We start from the raw sequence: 16203 nt of genomic DNA on the forward strand, positions 1-16203 counted from the left end.
GCTGTCCGTGCGGCCCCGTACACTGGGCGGAGCGAGAAGCGTGGATGGGGACGAGTAGCGGCGTACGCAGCCCAGAGCGACCCGGGGACGGTGGAAGCCCGGGGGCCGGCGCGACGTGAAGATCACCCCGGAGCCGCCGGAAGAAAGCCGCAGCCCACCAGCCGCGGCCGGTAGACCCGGTATCGCGACCCCAATGAGGGGGCTCACTGGTGTGCAAGGTGCACCGGGGAGCCAAGGAGGGTGGTACCGCGGGAGCGCGCCGCACACGGCGTACGGAAAGTCGTAGCTCTCGTCCCTCCGGACGGAAGGCAGAAAGTCCGCCGGAGGAAGCTCGCTGATGACAACGCCGACGTACCGCCAGGTGCCCGCCCAGGTCGACCTGCCCGCGCTCGAGCACGCCGTGCTCGACTTCTGGCGCGAGCAGAAGATCTTCGCCAAGACCCTGGACCAGTCCGAGGGGCGCCCCGAGTGGGTGTTCTACGAGGGCCCGCCCACGGCCAACGGCATGCCGGGCGCCCACCACATCGAGGCGCGCGTCTTCAAGGACGTCTTCCCCCGCTTCCGGACCATGCGCGGCTACCACGTGGGCCGCAAGGCCGGCTGGGACTGCCATGGCCTCCCGGTGGAGCTGGCGGTCGAGAAGGAGCTGGGCTTCACGGGCAAGCAGGACATCGAGGCGTACGGCATCGCCGAGTTCAACGCCAAGTGCCGCGAGTCCGTGACCCGGCACACCGACGCCTTCGAGGCGCTCACGAACCGCATGGGCTACTGGGTCGACCTGGACGACGCGTACCGCACGATGGACCCCGAGTACGTGGAGTCCGTCTGGTGGTCCCTCAAGGAGATCTTCAACAAGGGCCTGCTGGTCCAGGACTATCGCGTCGCCCCGTGGTGCCCGCGCGACCAGACGGGCCTCTCGGACCACGAGCTGGCGCAGGGCTACGAGACGGTCGTCGACCCCTCCGTGTTCGTCCGTTTCCCGCTCACCTCCGGTCCGCTGGCCGGCCGCGCCGCGCTCCTGGTCTGGACGACGACCCCCTGGACGCTGGTGTCCAACACGGCCGTCGCCGCACACCCCGAGGTCACCTACGTCGTCGCGACGAACGGCGAGGAGCAGCTCGTCGTCGCCGAGCCGCTGCTCGCCAAGGCGCTCGGCGAGGGCTGGGAGACCACCGGCGAGACCTTCACCGGCGCCGAGATGGAGCGCTGGACATATCAACGTCCGTTCGAGCTCGTGGAGTTCCCCGAGCCCGCCCACTACGTGGTGAACGCGGAGTACGTGACGACCGAGGACGGTACGGGTCTGGTCCACCAGTCCCCCGCCTTCGGTGAGGAGGACCTCAAGGTCTGCCGCGCGTACGGCCTGCCGGTCGTGAACCCGGTCCGTCCGAACGGCACCTTCGAGGAGAGCGTCCCGCTGGTGGGCGGTGTCTTCTTCAAGAAGGCCGACGAAAAGCTCACCGAGGATCTCAAGGATCGCGGTCTGCTCTTCAAGCATGTGCCGTACGAGCACAGTTACCCGCACTGCTGGCGCTGCCACACCGCGCTCCTGTACTACGCGCAGCCGTCCTGGTACATCCGCACCACCGCCGTCAAGGACCGTCTCCTCCAGGAGAACGAGAACACCAACTGGTTCCCGGACACCGTCAAGCACGGCCGCTACGGCGACTGGCTGAACAACAACATCGACTGGGCCCTGTCCCGCAGCCGCTACTGGGGCACCCCGCTGCCGATCTGGCGCTGCACGGAGGACCACCTCACGGTCGTCGGCTCCCGCGCGGAACTGACCGAACTGACCGGCACCGACCAGTCGGGCCTGGACCCGCACCGCCCGTTCATCGACGCGGTCACCTTCGCCTGCCCCCAGTGCGCCGGGACCGCCACCCGCGTGCCCGAGGTCATCGACGCCTGGTACGACTCGGGCTCGATGCCGTTCGCACAGTGGGGCTACCCGCACAAGAACAAGGAACTCTTCGAGTCCCGCTACCCCGCCCAGTTCATCAGCGAGGCCATCGACCAGACCCGCGGCTGGTTCTACACACTGATGGCGATCGGCACCCTCGTCTTCGACAAGTCCTCGTACGAGAACGTCGTCTGCCTCGGCCACATCCTCGCCGAGGACGGCCGCAAGATGTCCAAACACCTGGGCAACACCCTGGACCCGATCCCCCTGATGGACCGCCACGGCGCGGACGCGGTGCGCTGGTTCATGGCCGCCGGCGGCTCCCCCTGGGCAGCCCGCCGCGTGGGCCACGGCACCATCCAGGAGGTCGTCCGCAAGACCCTCCTGACGTACTGGAACACGGTCGCCTTCCAGGCCCTGTACGCCCGCACCTCCGACTGGGCACCGAGCGCGGCGGACCCGGCCCCGGCCGACCGCCCGGTCCTGGACCGCTGGCTGCTGTCCGAACTCCACGCGCTCACCGACCAGGTGACCCAGGCTCTGGAGTCCTACGACACCCAGCGCGCCGGCAAGCTCCTGTCGGCGTTCGTCGACGACCTGTCCAACTGGTACGTCCGCCGCTCCCGTCGCCGCTTCTGGCAGGGCGACAAGGCCGCGCTGCGCACCCTGCACGAGGTCGTCGAGACGGTCACCCAACTCATGGCCCCGCTGACCCCGTTCATCACCGAGCGGGTCTGGCAGGACCTGATCGTCCCGGTGACCCCGGGCGCCCCGGAGTCGGTCCACCTGTCCTCATGGCCGGACGCGGACCTGACCGCCATCGACCCCGAGCTGTCCCAGCAGATGGTCCTCGTACGCCGCCTGGTGGAGCTGGGCCGCGCCACACGCGCAGAATCCGGCGTCAAGACACGCCAGCCGCTCTCCCGCGCGCTCATCGCAGCCACCGGCTTCGCCGCCCTGGACCGCGAACTGCACGCGCAGATCACCGAGGAACTCAACGTCGAGGGCCTCGCCTCGCTGAGCGAGGTCGGCGGCTCACTGGTCGACACCACGGCCAAAGCCAACTTCCGCGCCCTGGGCAAACGGTTCGGCAAACGCGTCCAGGACGTCGCCAAGGCCGTCGCGAACACGGACGCCGCCGCCCTGTCCCTCGCCCTGCGCGAGGGCACGGCGACCGTCGAGGTGGACGGCGAGACCATCACGCTGGCCCCGGATGAGGTGATCATCACAGAGACCCCGCGCGAAGGCTGGTCCGTGGCCTCCGACTCGGGCGCGACAGTCGCCCTCGACCTGGAGATCACCGAGGAGCTGCGCCAGGCGGGCCTGGCCCGTGACGCGATCCGGCTGATCCAGGAATCCCGCAAGAACAGCGGCCTGGACGTCGCCGACCGCATCGCCCTGCGCTGGACGTCGACCGACCCGGCGGTCATCGCGGCCCTGTCCGAGCACGCAACCCTGATCGCCGACGAAGTCCTCGCCACGGACTTCACCCAGGGCGAGGCGGACGACACCTACGGCACCCCGTTCACGGACGAGGGCCTGTCCCTGGTGTTCCGCCTGCACAAGGTCTAGGCACCACCGGCACCCGAAAGGGCCCGGCCTCCTTCGTGGAGGCCGGGCCCTTTTCTCACGCCCAACGGCCAACTCACCTGAACCAACGGTCAACCCGCGTGATCCAGCGCTCAACCCGCGTAAAAAGGACGGGGCCCCGGATCGAAATCCGGGGCCCCACCCTGAACGCTGCCGACGCCGAAGGCGTACTAAAGGCCGGTCAGTTGTCGTCCTCGTCGATCAGGAACCCGCGCATCGGCGAGGGAGCCTGACCCATCGGGGACGGGCCCTGCGGCCGTACCGGCGCCATCGGCTGGGTCATGGCCGGAGACATCTGCTGCTGGCCACCGTAGGACGGACCGGCCGGAGCCGGGCCACCCATGCCCTGCGGGCCGCCGTACGACGGGGCGCTCGCGCCGGCCGGGGCCATCGAGGGCGCCGGGGACGGCGGAAGCGACGCGGCGGCCGGAGCGCGCGGCGGAGCCAGCGAGTCGTCGGCCTGGGTCTCCAACTGACGCAGCTGGGACTCCAGGTAGGACTTCAGACGCGTGCGGTACTCGCGCTCGAAGCCGCGCAGGTCCTCGACCTTGCGCTCCAACGTGGCGCGGGCGGACTCCAGGGAGCCCATCGCGACGCGGTGCTTCTCCTGCGCGTCCCGCTCCAGGGCGTCGGCCTTGGCACGGGCGTCACGCTCAAGACCCTCGGCGCGCGAACGGGCCTCGCCGACAATCTTGTTGGCCTCGGAACGAGCCTCGGCGATCGCCTGGTCGGCGGTCTGCTGGGCCAGCGAGAGGACACGGGCGGCACTGTCGCCACCGGGGCCCTGCTGCGGCATGCCGCCACCCATGGGTCCGCCCATCGGGCCGCCCATCTGCTGCTGCATGGGGGGCTGGCCGCCCATCTGACCCTGCATCGGGCCCTGGCCCATCTGCTGCATCTGGCCCTGCATCGGACCCTGGCCCATCGGACCCTGACCCATGGGGCCCTGTCCCATCGGACCCTGACCCTGCGGGCCGCCCTGGCCGCTGGGGCCTGCGGGCAACTGCGGGGCACCGCTCGGCAGCTGGGGCGGGCCGCCCATGGGGCCGCCCATCTGCTGCGGCGGGCCCGATATGCCGGCGGGCACCGGGCCACCCGGACCGCGCATGCCTTGCGGGGGCATCCCCTGCTGGGGCATCCCCTGCTGCTGCATGCCGCCCTGCTGCTGCATGCCGCCTTGCTGCTGCATGCCGCCCTGCTGCTGGTCCTGTTCGGGGGGCTTGCGCATGTTCTGTTGGTTCTGGGCGGCTGCGCGCGTGGCCGCGGCCAACTTGGCGCGCAGGTCCTCGTTCTCGCGCAGCAGGCGCGTCAGTTCGGCTTCGACCTCGTCGAGGAAGGCATCAACCTCGTCCTCGTCATAGCCTTCTCGGAGGCGGACGGTCGTGAACTGCTTGTTCCGCACGTCCTCGGGGGTCAACGGCATCTCTTCACCTCAACGTAGTCATCGGCAGTCGGCAAGACCGTATCGTCCACTGTCACCCCGCGAGTTTGCCCACGATAGAGATCAAGATGTAGACGATGATCATCAGGACGAAGAAGGACAGGTCGAGCGCCACGCCCCCGAGACGCAACGGCGGGATGAACCGCCGTAGAAGCTTCAACGGTGGATCGGTGACAGTGTAGGCGGCCTCCAGAACGACCACCATCGCCTTACCAGGTTGCCATGAGCGGGCGAACTGGAAGACGTAGTCCATGACCAACCGGAAGATGAGCACGATGAGGAACACCATCAGCGCGATGTAGATCACCTGCGCGAACACGCTCATGGTCTGTCTTTCCCTCTCCCCTGTTCCGTGCTTCCTAGCGGCTGCCTGTCTCAGCTCTGATTGAAGAACCCGCCCTCTGCGATGCGGGCCTTGTCCTCCGCCGTGACATCGACGTTAGCAGGCGACAACAGGAACACCTTCTGCGTCACCCGCTCGATGCTGCCGTGAAGACCAAACACCAAACCGGCTGCAAAGTCGACAAGTCGCTTGGCGTCTGTGTCATCCATCTCGGTCAGATTCATGATCACCGGGGTGCCTTCACGGAAGTGTTCCCCGATGGTACGGGCCTCGTTGTAGGTCCGGGGGTGCAGTGTGGTGATCCGGTAAGGCTCTCGTTCCGACACGACCTTGGGCATGATCACCGGTGCGTTCTTCTCCAGGGACTGGCGTTCTTGTGTGATGGATGCCACGGGCGCGATACGCGCCGGACGCCCTGATTCCGCACCCAGTGAAGCGGAATGGGACACCGGTTCACGAGGGGCCGGAGGCTGCACCACTCGTACCGGTTCGTCCCTTTGAGACTGATGTGGGGTGTGTGACTGGTGCGACGGCTCGTGCCGTCGACGGTCCCGCTCGGGCTCCGGGTCCAGTTCGGGTTCGAAGTCGTCATCGGGGTCGAAACCCCGGCCGTCGTACCCATCGTCCTCCACGAGGCCGAGGTAGACCGCCATCTTGCGCATCGCGCCGGCCATGCTCTGAGTCCTCCGCTCTGTGGTGGATCGGCTGACGACTGCCAAGTGCCCGCGATCCACGAGGTCGTTACGCCCACTTTCGGGGGCGTTGACCATATTTTCTGCTGTGGTCCGACTTCCTGGCGACGTTACCCGAGCCTGGGGCGCACGCCGAGTACCGCAGTGCCGACGCGTACATGTGTCGCTCCGGCTGCCACGGCCTGTTCGAGGTCCGCACTCATCCCTGCCGACACCATGTTCGCAGCAGGATGGGCTCGGCGCAGGTCAGTCGACAAATCCATCAACCGCCCGAACGCCTCCTGTTGGCGTCCGGCGTACTCACCGGTGAGCGGAGCGACGGTCATCAGACCGTCGAGCCGCAACCCCGGAGCCCCGGCGACGAGATCGGCCAAGTCCCCGATCCCGCCCGGCCCGACGCCACCCCGCTCGCCCCGCCCGCTCACTCCCGCGTCGAGCGCGACCTGGATGAGACAGCCCAGTTCGCGCCCGGACCGCTCGGCCTCCTTCGACAGCGCGGTGACGAGCCGGGAACGGTCGACCGACTGCACGACATCGGCGTAACCGACCACGGATCGCACCTTGTTGGTCTGCAACTGACCGACAAAGTGCCAACTCAGCGGCAGATCCGCGCAGTCGGCGGCCTTCGGGGCGGCGTCCTGGTCCTTGTTCTCGGCGACATGACGCACACCGAGTTCGGCCAACGTTCGTACATCGCTCGCCGGATAGGTCTTGGTGACCACGATCAGGGTCACCTCTTCGCGCTTCCGCCCGGCCGCCGCGCAGGCGGCGGCGATGCGCTCCTCGACTCTCGCCAGATTCACGGCGATTTCTTGCTTACGGTCCGTCATGCCCGATCAGTCCAGCCAGACATAGCTCGCCAGCCGCCCGGTCGTCCGGTCGCGGCGGTACGAGAAGTGGTCGCCCGATTCACGGGTGCACACCGGCGACTGCTCCCGGTCGCGCACCCCGAGCCGGTCGAGCTGCGCGTGCGCTCCGGCGGTCACGTCGACCGCGGGAGTGCCCCAACTCGTCTCGGCGTACGCCGCGGATTCCACGGCGGCGACGTCGGCACGCATGTCCGCGGGCACTTCGTAGCACCGGCCGCAGACGGCGGGTCCGGTGCGGGCGACGATCCGGGCGGGATCGGCGCCGAGTTCCACCATGGCCGCTACGGCGGCGGGAACGACCCCGGCGACCATGCCCGGGCGTCCGGCGTGGGCCGCGCCGGCGATCCCGGCGACCGGGTCGGCGAGCAGGACCGGGGTGCAGTCGGCGGTCAGCACGGCGAGGGCGAGGCCGCGCCGGGCGGTGACGACCGCGTCGACGGCGGGGATGTCCGAGGAGCCCCAGGGCCCCTCGACGACCGCCACGTCCGCGCCGTGCACCTGGTTCATCCAGACCACCAGCGCCGGGTCCAACCCCAGTGACTTGGCGGCCAGTTCGCGATTGGTACGTACCGCTTCGGGGTCGTCGCCGACCGCACCGCCGAGATTGAGCTCCTCGTACGGAACGGCGCTCACCCCGCCCCACCTGTCGGTGAAGGCGAAGTGCGCGCCGCTCACGGTGTCGAACTGTCCTATCACTTCAGGAAGTCCGGTACGTCCAGCTCCTCGGCGGCGCTGTCCGAGTAGGTCCGCGACGGCGGGACCGGCGGCGAGACCGGGAGGTCGGCGACCGGCTCCGGAGCGTGCTCCGGCTCCTCCTTCGGCTTGACGCTGCCGAGCGAGCCGAAGGACGGACGGCTCTCCTGCCGTACCGGAGTCGGCTCGTCGCGGCGGGCCGAGGACGAACTCGAGCCCGTCTCACGCCGGGTCGGCGGCTGGCCGCCGTCGAAGCCGGCCGCGATGACCGTGACCCGGACCTCGTCGCCGAGGGCGTCGTCGATGACCGCGCCGAAGATGATGTTGGCCTCGGGGTGCGCTGCCTCGCTGACCAGTTGGGCCGCCTCGTTGATCTCGAACAGGCCGAGGTCGGAGCCGCCGGAGATGGAGAGCAGGACGCCGCGGGCGCCGTCGATGGAGGCTTCCAGGAGCGGCGAGGAGATCGCCATCTCGGCGGCCGCCACCGCGCGGTCGTCGCCGCGGGCCGAGCCGATGCCCATGAGGGCCGAACCGGCCTCGGACATCACGGACTTGACGTCGGCGAAGTCGAGGTTGATCAGGCCGGGCGTGGTGATGAGATCGGTGATGCCCTGGACACCGGAGAGCAGGACCTGGTCCGCCGACTTGAAGGCGTCGAGGACCGAGACCTGGCGGTCCGAGATGGACAGCAGCCGGTCGTTCGGGATGACGATGAGGGTGTCGACCTCTTCGCGGAGTTCGGCGATGCCGTCCTCCGCCTGGTTCGCCCGGCGCCGTCCCTCGAAGGTGAACGGGCGGGTGACCACGCCGATGGTGAGGGCGCCCAGGGAGCGCGCGATGTTGGCCACGACGGGTGCGCCGCCGGTGCCGGTGCCGCCGCCTTCACCGGCCGTCACGAAGACCATGTCGGCCCCCTTGAGGACCTCCTCGATCTCCTCACGGTGATCCTCGGCGGCCTTGCGGCCGACGGCCGGGTTGGCGCCGGCGCCGAGTCCGCGGGTGAGTTCGCGGCCGACGTCGAGTTTGACGTCGGCGTCGCTCATCAACAGCGCCTGCGCGTCGGTGTTGATGGCGATGAACTCGACGCCCTTGAGGCCGACCTCGATCATCCGGTTGATGGCATTGACACCACCGCCGCCGACACCGATGACCTTGATGACTGCGAGGTAGTTCTGCGGTGCTGCCACGTCGAAGGCCTCTCGCCTCGAGTTACGTGTCGCCGATCGCGGTGTTCCACGATCCGACGACGGATGCCGAATGGGACGGTCCGTAGCGCCGACCCGAACCCTAACGTTGAAGTTTAGGGTTACCAGTGTGTCCGTTCCTTGAAGTCTTCTGAACAGGACACTAAGTCGACAAGTGGCGCACGTTCAACGAACACGCCGAACCTCCCGTTTTTCTTTTCACCCTATGTGATCAGCCGTAGCGCTGCCCAACCAGGGTGCTGGCCTGCGCGAATGTGCGTCAACTCCCGGCTGACGCAGGGGCGGTGGGAACACTTACGTCGAAGTACCGGGCGCCGGAAGCTGCTTTCATGAGAGCGGTGAGCGTACGCGCCTTCGCCGCGCCCTTGTCGCCACTTCCCCAAGAGACCGTCCGGCCGCCGCTCAACTCCAGCGAGATGTCGTCGTAGGAACGGACCTTGACGACTTGAGTGTCCTTCGCGACCGCGGCCGGAATGTCACCCGCGACCTTCACCGCCTCACGCATGAGCCGGCCCTCGCCGAAGCGGCGCAGGCTGGCCGCGGACGAACTCGACTGGGAGAGCGTCAATTCGAGGGTGGGGACGGACTTCGGCGGCGTGGAAACAGTGGCGAATCGCACGCCCTTGCCGTCCACTTCGACGAAGTTTCCACCCTTTTTCACCACCAGAACCGGGCTGCGTTCGGTCACTTTCAGCCCGATTCCATGAGGCCAGGAACGGACTACGTCAACCGCGTCAATTCGGGGCAATTTCCTGCGGAGTCGGGCTTCGATCGCATCAGTGTCGACGGAAATCAGCGGTCCGCCGACCGGAACGCCGGCGGCTTCGCGCACCTGCTCCGGCGTCAGAACCTTGGTCCCGGAGACCGACACCTTCTCGACCCGCAGCCACTGCGAGCCGTAGAGCAGCCAGACCGCGGCGGTGCCCAACAGGGCTGCGGCGAGGGCGAGTACGACAATCAGACGAAGGCGCCGTGGTCCCAGGCGCCGGACAAGGGGCGGGCCGGACGACTCCTGTTGGCGTTCACCGCGCTCGGCGGTCGTCGATCCGGCCACGATCCCCTGCCTCTCTCACATATGGCTAGCGGTGCCGCGAGGCGATCGCCTCGTACACCATGCCGACGAGCAGGTCGTCGGCGTCCCGGCGGCCGAACTCGCTTGCCGCGCGCGACATTTCGTACAGCCGGTGCGGGTCGGCGAGCACGGGCAGGACGTTGCCCTGGACCCACTCGGGCGTCAGTTCCGCGTCGTCGACCAGGAGTCCGCCGCCGGCCTTGACCACCGGCTGGGCGTTCAACCGCTGTTCGCCGTTGCCGATGGGCAGCGGGACGTAGGCGGCCGGTAGTCCGACGGCGGAGAGTTCGGCGACGGTCATCGCGCCCGCGCGGCAGAGCATCATGTCGGCCGCGGCGTACGCGAGGTCCATCCGGTCCACGTACGGTACCGGGATGTAGGGGGGCATCCCCGGCATCTGGTGCACCTGCGGCAGTTCGTTCTTCGGGCCGACCGCGTGCAGGATCTGGATTCCGGCCTGTTGGAGGTACGGCGCGACCCGCTCGACCACCTCGTTCAGGTGACGGGCGCCCTGCGAGCCGCCGGAGACCAGCAGCGTCGGCAGGTTCGGGTCGAGCCCGAACGCGGCCCGGGCCTCGGGGCGTACGGCCGCGCGGTCCAGGGTGGCGATCGTGCGGCGCAGCGGGATGCCGATGTAGCGGGCGTCCCGCAGCTTGCTGTCCGGGGTCGAGACGGCGACCCGGGCCGCGTACCGCGAGCCGATCTTGTTGGCCAACCCGGGCCGGGCGTTGGCCTCGTGGATCACGATCGGCACCCCGAGGCGCTTGGCCGCGAGATAGCCGGGCAGCGCCACATAGCCGCCGAAGCCGACGACACAGTCCGCCTTGGTGCGCTCCAGGATCTGCTCGGCCGCCTTGATCGTGCCGCGCAACCGGCCCGGCACGGTGATCAGTTCGGGGGTGGGCTTGCGCGGCAGGGGTACGGCGGGGATCAGCGCGAGTTCGTAGCCCCGCTCGGGTACGAGACGGGTCTCAAGGCCGCGCTCCGTGCCCAGGGCCGTGATCCCCACAGTGGGGTCCTGCCTGCGCAGGGCGTCCGCGAGGGCGAGCGCGGGCTCGATGTGGCCGGCGGTCCCCCCACCGGCGAGTACGACATGCACCGAAATTCACCGCTCTCCGGACGAACGCGCCGCCGAGGCACGCCGTCTCATCGTGTTCCATCTGCGGGGACTCCGACCGGAACCGGGTCCCCTGGCCCCCCGTTTTCTACCAAAGCGGGGTTGCCGCATCGCAAGCGCCGCCCGCGCAGCGGGGTCGTCGCGCGCGAAGGCGATCAACAACCCGATGGCGAACATGGTCGGCAGCAGGGCGGAACCCCCGTAGGAGAACAGCGGGAGCGGGACGCCGGCGATCGGCAGCAGGCCGAGCACCGCACCGATGTTGATCACCGCCTGAGCGATGATCCAGGTGGTCACGCCTCCCGCGGCATACCTGACGAAGGGGTCCTCCGTGCGTCCGGCCACGCGGATACCCGCATAGCCTAGAGCCGCGAAGAGGGCGAGCACCGACAGTGTGCCCGCCAGACCCAGTTCCTCACCGGTGACGGCGAAGATGAAGTCGGTGTGGGCTTCGGGGAGTTGACCCCATTTCTCCACACTCGCCCCGAGCCCGGAGCCGAAGATCCCGCCGGATGCGAGCGCGTAGATCCCGTGCACGGCCTGCCAGCAGTCGGCGACCCCGGTCTTGGGCTCGGTGGCGCCGATGCAGGCGAGCCGGGCCATGCGGTTGGGGCTGGTCTTGATGAGGATCACACCGATCGCGGCCGCGATCGAGAGAACGCCGACGAAGAGCCGGGTCGGCGCACCGGCCAGCCAGAGCAGGCCGAACAGGATCGCGGTGAGGATGATCGCCGTACCCATGTCGCCGCCGAGCATGATCAGCCCGAGCAGCATGAACGCGACCGGCACCAGCGGCACCAGCATGTGCTTCCACTGGGACAGCATCGCCTTGTCCTGCTTGCGGGCGAGCAGATCGGCGCCCCACAGGACGAGGGCCAGCTTGCCGAACTCGCTGGGCTGGATCTGGAAGGAGCCGCCGAGCGAGATCCAGTTGCGGTTGCCGTTGACCGACATCCCTATCCCCGGCAACTGCACCAGCGCCATCATGAAGACGGCGCCCGCGAGGATCGGATAGGCCAGCGCCCGGTGCAGTTTGACCGGCATCCGCGAGGCGGCAAGCGCCAGCACCCCGCCGATACAGGCCGCGAGGAACTGTTTGCGGAAGAAATACGAGCCGGGCAGCGAGAGTTGGAGCGCGGTGATCTGGGAGGCCGAGTAGACCATCACCAGACCCAGCACGGTGATCAGCACGCTACCGCCGGCGATCAGGTAATAGGCCGTCAGCGGACGGTCCCAGGCCCGGCGCGCGTTGGCGTAGAGCCGTCGTACGGGGTTGTCACGGACGGTCCTGGCGGCTGCGGGACGTCTGGGGGTCCGCTGCTGCACGGGCGGCCGGCCGGTACGGCTACTGGGCATCAGCGCCTCCGCTTGCGTCGGTCAGGCGCCGAGTTCGCGAACCGCCGTGGCGAACGCGTCACCGCGCTTGTTGTAGTTGGCGAACATGTCCATGGAGGCGCAGGCGGGGGCGAGCAACACCGTGTCGCCGGCGGCGGCGAGCCGCTGTGCCTCCTGGACAGCCGCGAGCATCGCCCCAGTGTCGGTCCGGTCGAGGTCGACGACGGGTACTTCCGGCGCGTGTCGCGCGAGGGCTTCGCGGATCAGCGCGCGATCGGCACCGATCAGCACCACGCCCCGAAGGTGCTTCGCCGACTTGGCGACGAGTTCGTCGAAGGTCGCACCCTTGGCGAGTCCGCCCGCGATCCACACGATCGACTCGTAGGCCGCCAACGAGGCTTCCGCCGCATGGGTGTTGGTGGCCTTTGAGTCGTCGATGTACGCGACACCGTCCACATCGGCCACGTGCGCGATGCGGTGCGCGTCGGGCGTGAAGGCCCGCAGCCCGTCCCGTACGGCCTTCGCGGGCACCCCGAAGGCGCGCGCGAGGGCAGCGGCGGCAAGGGCGTTGGCGATGTTGTGCGGGGCGGGCGGATTGACGTCCGCGACCTCGGCGAGTTCCTGCGCGTTCTTCTGCCGGTCCTCGACGAAGGCGCGGTCCACCAGAATGCCGTCCACGACGCCGAGTTGGGACGGCGCGGGACTGCCGAGGGTGAAGCCGATCGCCCGGCACCCCTCCTCGACGTCGGCCTCGCGGACCAGTTCCTCAGTGGCCTTGTCGGCAACGTTGTAGACGCAGGCGACCCGATTGCCTTCGTAGATACGGCCCTTGTCGGCGGCGTACGCCTCCATCGAGCCGTGCCAGTCGAGGTGATCGGGCGCCAGGTTGAGAACGGCGGCGGAGTGGGCGCGCAGCGAGGGCGCCCAGTGCAGCTGATAGCTCGACAGTTCCACGGCGAGGACGTCGTACTGCTCGTCCCCGAGTACGGCGTCCAGGACCGAGACGCCGATGTTGCCGACCGCCGCCGTACGCAGGTCCGCCGCCTTCAGGATGGAGGCGAGCATCTGGACGGTGGTGGTCTTGCCGTTGGTGCCGGTGACGGCCAGCCAGGGGGCCGCCTCGGGGCCGCGCAGACGCCAGGCCAACTCCACGTCCCCCCACACCGGAACGCCCGCCTCGCGCGCCGCCGTGAACAGCGGCTTGTCGGGCTGCCAGCCGGGGGTGGTGACGATCAGTTCGGTGCCGTCGGGCAGGGTCGCACCATCGCCGAGGCGCACGGTGATGCCGAGCGCCTCCAAGTCGGCCGCCTGGGCCCGGGAGCGCTCGTCGGCGCCGTCGTTGACGACCGTGACGAGCGCGCCGAGGCCGTGCAGGACCTTGGCCGCCGGGATGCCGGAGACACCGAGCCCGGCGACGGTGACGTGCTTGCCCTCGAAGGAGAGCCCCTGCCCATCGGTCACTTTTCCGCTGCCCATCCCGCGTAGAAGAGGCCCAGGCCGACGATCACGCAGATGCCCTGGATGATCCAGAAGCGGACCACGATGAGCACTTCGGACCAGCCCTTGAGTTCGAAGTGGTGCTGGAGCGGGGCCATGCGGAAGACCCGTTTGCCGGTGAGCTTGAAGGAGCCGACCTGGATGACCACCGACATGGTGATGAGGACGAAGAGGCCACCCATGATGGCGACGAGCAGCTCCGTGCGGGAGAGGATCGCCAGGCCGGTGAGAACACCGCCGAGGGCGAGTGAGCCCGTGTCCCCCATGAAGACCTTGGCCGGCGAGGTGTTCCACCACAGGAAGCCCAGGCAGGCACCCATCAGCGCGGAGGCGATGACCGCGAGGTCGAGCGGATCGCGCACTTCGTAGCAGGCGTTCGGGTTGGTCAGGGTCGTCGCGTTGGCGCAGGACTCCTGGAACTGCCAGACACCGATGAAGGTGTAGGCGCCGAAGACCAGGACCGAGGCGCCGGTGGCGAGGCCGTCCAGACCGTCCGTCAGGTTCACGCCGTTCGACATCGCGAGGATCATGAACAGCGCCCAGATCACGAACAGGATCGGGCCGATCTTCCAGCCGAAGTCCGTGATGAACGACAGCTTCGTCGAGGCCGGGGTGTTGCCGCGGGCGTCCGGGAACATCAGCGCGAGGACCGCGAAGCTGATGCCGACGATCAGCTGGCCGGCCATCTTCGCCTTGGCCCGCAGGCCCAGCGAACGCCGCTTGACGATCTTGATGTAGTCGTCGAGGAAGCCGACCAGACCCATGCCGCACATCAGGCCGAGCACCAACAACCCCGAGTAGGTCGGGGGGTAGCCGGTGATGAGCTTGGAAAGGAAGTAGGCGGCGACCGTCGCCAGGATGAAGGCGATACCGCCCATCGTCGGCGTACCGCGCTTGCTGGCGTGCTCGCGCGGGCCGTCGTCACGGATGTACTGGCCGTAGCCCTTGCGGGCCAGCAGCTTGATCAGCAGCGGGGTGCCGACCAGCGTCAGGAAGAGACCGATGACGCCCGAGAACAGGATCTGCTTCATCATCGGGCATCGACCCCACCCTCGGCACCGGTCTCGACGAGCGCCTGCGCCACGCTCTCCAGACCGACCGACCGGGACGCCTTCACGAGAACGACGTCTCCCGGGCGCAACTCGCTGCGCAACAGGTCGACCGCCGCCTGTGCGTCGGACACGTGCACCGACTCCTCACCCCACGAACCCTCGTTATATGCGCCCAGTTGCAGCCAGGACGCTTCCCTGCCCCCGACCGCGACGAGCTTGCCGACATTGAGCCGGACGGCCAGCCGTCCGACCGCGTCGTGCTCGGCGAGCGCCTCGTCCCCGAGCTCGGCCATCTTGCCGAGCACCGCCCAGGTCCGCCGCCCCTTGCCCATGGCCGCGAGCGCGCGCAAGGCGGCTCGCATGGACTCGGGGTTCGCGTTGTAGGCGTCGTTGACGATGGTCACGCCGTCCGAACGCTCGGTGACCTCCATCCGCCAGCGGGAGAGGGAGCCCGCCTCGGAGAGCGCGGTGGCGATCTCGTCTGCGGACATGCCCAGCTCATGGGCGACGGCGGCCGCGGCGAGCGCGTTCGACACGTGGTGCTCACCGTACAGGCGCATGGTCACGTCGCTTGCACCGGAGGGTGTGTGGAGCCTGAAGGCGGGCTGTCCGCTGTCCGTGAGTCGCACGTTCTCGGCCCGTACGTCCGCTTCGCCGGACTCTCCGAAAAGGATCACCTTCGCCTTCGTACGGGACGCCATGGCTCGTACGAGCGGATCGTCCGCGTTGAGGACCGCGACGCCGCCGTCTTCAACTGAAGGGAGCGCCTCCACGAGTTCACCCTTTGCCTGCGCGATCTGCTCCCGACCGCCGAACTCGCCGATGTGGGCGGTGCCGACGTTGAGGACGAGGCCGATCTGCGGGGGCGTCAGATCCGCGAGGTAGCGGATGTGACCGATGCCGCGGGCGCCCATCTCCAGGACGAGGAACCTCGTCTCGGCGGTGGCGCTCAGCGCGGTCAGCGGCAGCCCGATCTCATTGTTCAACGATCCCGGTGTGAACACCGTGGGCGCCTTGCGGGCGAGCACCTGGGCGATGAGGTCCTTGGTGCTGGTCTTGCCCGCCGAGCCGGTGAGGGCGACGAGGGTCGCGCCGAGCCGTCGTACGACATGACGGGCGAGGGCGCCGAGCGCGCTCTGGACGTCGTCCACGACGATCGCGGGCACGCCGACCGGGCGGGACGCCAGGAGGGCCACCGCGCCCGCCTCGACCACCGCGTTCGCGAAGTCGTGGCCGTCGACGTGCTCGCCGACGAAGGCGACGAAGAGGCTGCCGGGTTCCACTTCCCTGGAGTCGCGGACCACCGGGCCGGTGACCTGGACGGACGGATCCGGTATGTCGTGCGTCTGCCCGCCGACGACTTCTGCGATCTCGGCGAGGGAGAGGGCGATCAC

The 16203-nt window shown here is 68.8% G+C and carries 13 protein-coding genes; 1 reads left to right on the plus strand and 12 read right to left on the minus strand.

What is annotated here, in order from left to right; genetic code table 11:
- Positions 1-337 precede the first annotated feature (337 nt).
- A complete protein-coding gene (ileS, locus tag OG588_RS12700; protein ID WP_405947369.1) occupies positions 338-3475 on the plus strand; it encodes an isoleucine--tRNA ligase in 3138 nt (1045 codons plus the stop codon).
- A gap of 199 nt (positions 3476-3674) precedes the next feature.
- On the opposite strand, the gene OG588_RS12705 is transcribed toward ileS, so the two are convergent.
- The 12 genes from OG588_RS12705 to murF all read right to left on the minus strand — a co-directional run bounded on the left by OG588_RS12705 (position 3675) and on the right by murF (position 16203).
- Positions 3675-4916 carry a DivIVA domain-containing protein gene (locus OG588_RS12705; protein ID WP_405947370.1) on the minus strand — a complete coding sequence of 414 codons (1242 nt, stop codon included), beginning with the start codon at positions 4914-4916 and terminating at the stop codon, positions 3675-3677.
- Between the two features lie 52 nt (positions 4917-4968).
- A complete protein-coding gene (locus OG588_RS12710; RefSeq protein ID WP_200712994.1) occupies positions 4969-5259 on the minus strand; it encodes a YggT family protein in 291 nt (96 codons plus the stop codon).
- Positions 5260-5309: 50 nt separating this feature from the next.
- Complete coding sequence (locus tag OG588_RS12715) at positions 5310-5951, minus strand: cell division protein SepF (protein WP_033284465.1); 642 nt, start codon at positions 5949-5951, stop codon at positions 5310-5312.
- 128 nt (positions 5952-6079) lie between these two features.
- Complete coding sequence (locus OG588_RS12720) at positions 6080-6799, minus strand: YggS family pyridoxal phosphate-dependent enzyme (RefSeq protein ID WP_405947371.1); 720 nt, start codon at positions 6797-6799, stop codon at positions 6080-6082.
- Between the two features lie 6 nt (positions 6800-6805).
- Complete coding sequence (pgeF, locus tag OG588_RS12725) at positions 6806-7534, minus strand: peptidoglycan editing factor PgeF (protein WP_405947372.1); 729 nt, start codon at positions 7532-7534, stop codon at positions 6806-6808.
- Positions 7531-8718, minus strand: a complete 1188-nt coding sequence (ftsZ, locus tag OG588_RS12730; protein ID WP_366092026.1) for a cell division protein FtsZ — start codon at positions 8716-8718, stop codon at positions 7531-7533. The genes pgeF and ftsZ overlap by 4 nt, the downstream gene beginning before the upstream one ends.
- Positions 8719-8995: 277 nt before the next feature.
- On the minus strand, positions 8996-9790 hold the full coding sequence (locus OG588_RS12735) for a cell division protein FtsQ/DivIB (protein WP_405947373.1): 795 nt from the start codon (positions 9788-9790) through the stop codon (positions 8996-8998).
- 25 nt (positions 9791-9815) lie between these two features.
- Positions 9816-10907 carry an undecaprenyldiphospho-muramoylpentapeptide beta-N-acetylglucosaminyltransferase gene (gene murG / locus OG588_RS12740; protein WP_033284460.1) on the minus strand — a complete coding sequence of 364 codons (1092 nt, stop codon included), beginning with the start codon at positions 10905-10907 and terminating at the stop codon, positions 9816-9818.
- Between the two features lie 6 nt (positions 10908-10913).
- Entirely contained in the window at positions 10914-12281 is a 1368-nt protein-coding gene (gene ftsW, locus OG588_RS12745; protein ID WP_365309908.1) for a putative lipid II flippase FtsW, read from the minus strand.
- 21 nt (positions 12282-12302) lie between these two features.
- On the minus strand, positions 12303-13736 hold the full coding sequence (murD, locus tag OG588_RS12750) for a UDP-N-acetylmuramoyl-L-alanine--D-glutamate ligase (RefSeq protein ID WP_405947374.1): 1434 nt from the start codon (positions 13734-13736) through the stop codon (positions 12303-12305).
- Positions 13718-14791, minus strand: a complete 1074-nt coding sequence (gene mraY, locus OG588_RS12755) for a phospho-N-acetylmuramoyl-pentapeptide-transferase (RefSeq protein WP_405947375.1) — start codon at positions 14789-14791, stop codon at positions 13718-13720. Before mraY ends, murD begins: the two co-directional genes overlap by 19 nt.
- Positions 14788-16203 (minus strand): UDP-N-acetylmuramoyl-tripeptide--D-alanyl-D-alanine ligase, encoded by a 1416-nt coding sequence (gene murF, locus OG588_RS12760; RefSeq protein WP_405947376.1) that lies wholly within the window; start codon positions 16201-16203, stop codon positions 14788-14790. Before murF ends, mraY begins: the two co-directional genes overlap by 4 nt.

The organism is Streptomyces prunicolor (assembly GCF_045162825.1).
GTDB lineage: Bacteria > Actinomycetota > Actinomycetes > Streptomycetales > Streptomycetaceae > Streptomyces > Streptomyces prunicolor.

Coding starts and splice junctions, on each gene's coding strand:
- ileS (WP_405947369.1), top strand. CDS start 338: ATGACAACGCCGACGTACCGCCAGGTGCCCGCCCAGGTCGACCTGCCC.
- OG588_RS12705 (WP_405947370.1), bottom strand. CDS start 4,916: ATGCCGTTGACCCCCGAGGACGTGCGGAACAAGCAGTTCACGACCGTC.
- OG588_RS12710 (WP_200712994.1), bottom strand. CDS start 5,259: ATGAGCGTGTTCGCGCAGGTGATCTACATCGCGCTGATGGTGTTCCTC.
- OG588_RS12715 (WP_033284465.1), bottom strand. CDS start 5,951: ATGGCCGGCGCGATGCGCAAGATGGCGGTCTACCTCGGCCTCGTGGAG.
- OG588_RS12720 (WP_405947371.1), bottom strand. CDS start 6,799: ATGACGGACCGTAAGCAAGAAATCGCCGTGAATCTGGCGAGAGTCGAG.
- ftsW (WP_365309908.1), bottom strand. CDS start 12,281: ATGCCCAGTAGCCGTACCGGCCGGCCGCCCGTGCAGCAGCGGACCCCC.
- murD (WP_405947374.1), bottom strand. CDS start 13,736: ATGGGCAGCGGAAAAGTGACCGATGGGCAGGGGCTCTCCTTCGAGGGC.
- mraY (WP_405947375.1), bottom strand. CDS start 14,791: ATGATGAAGCAGATCCTGTTCTCGGGCGTCATCGGTCTCTTCCTGACG.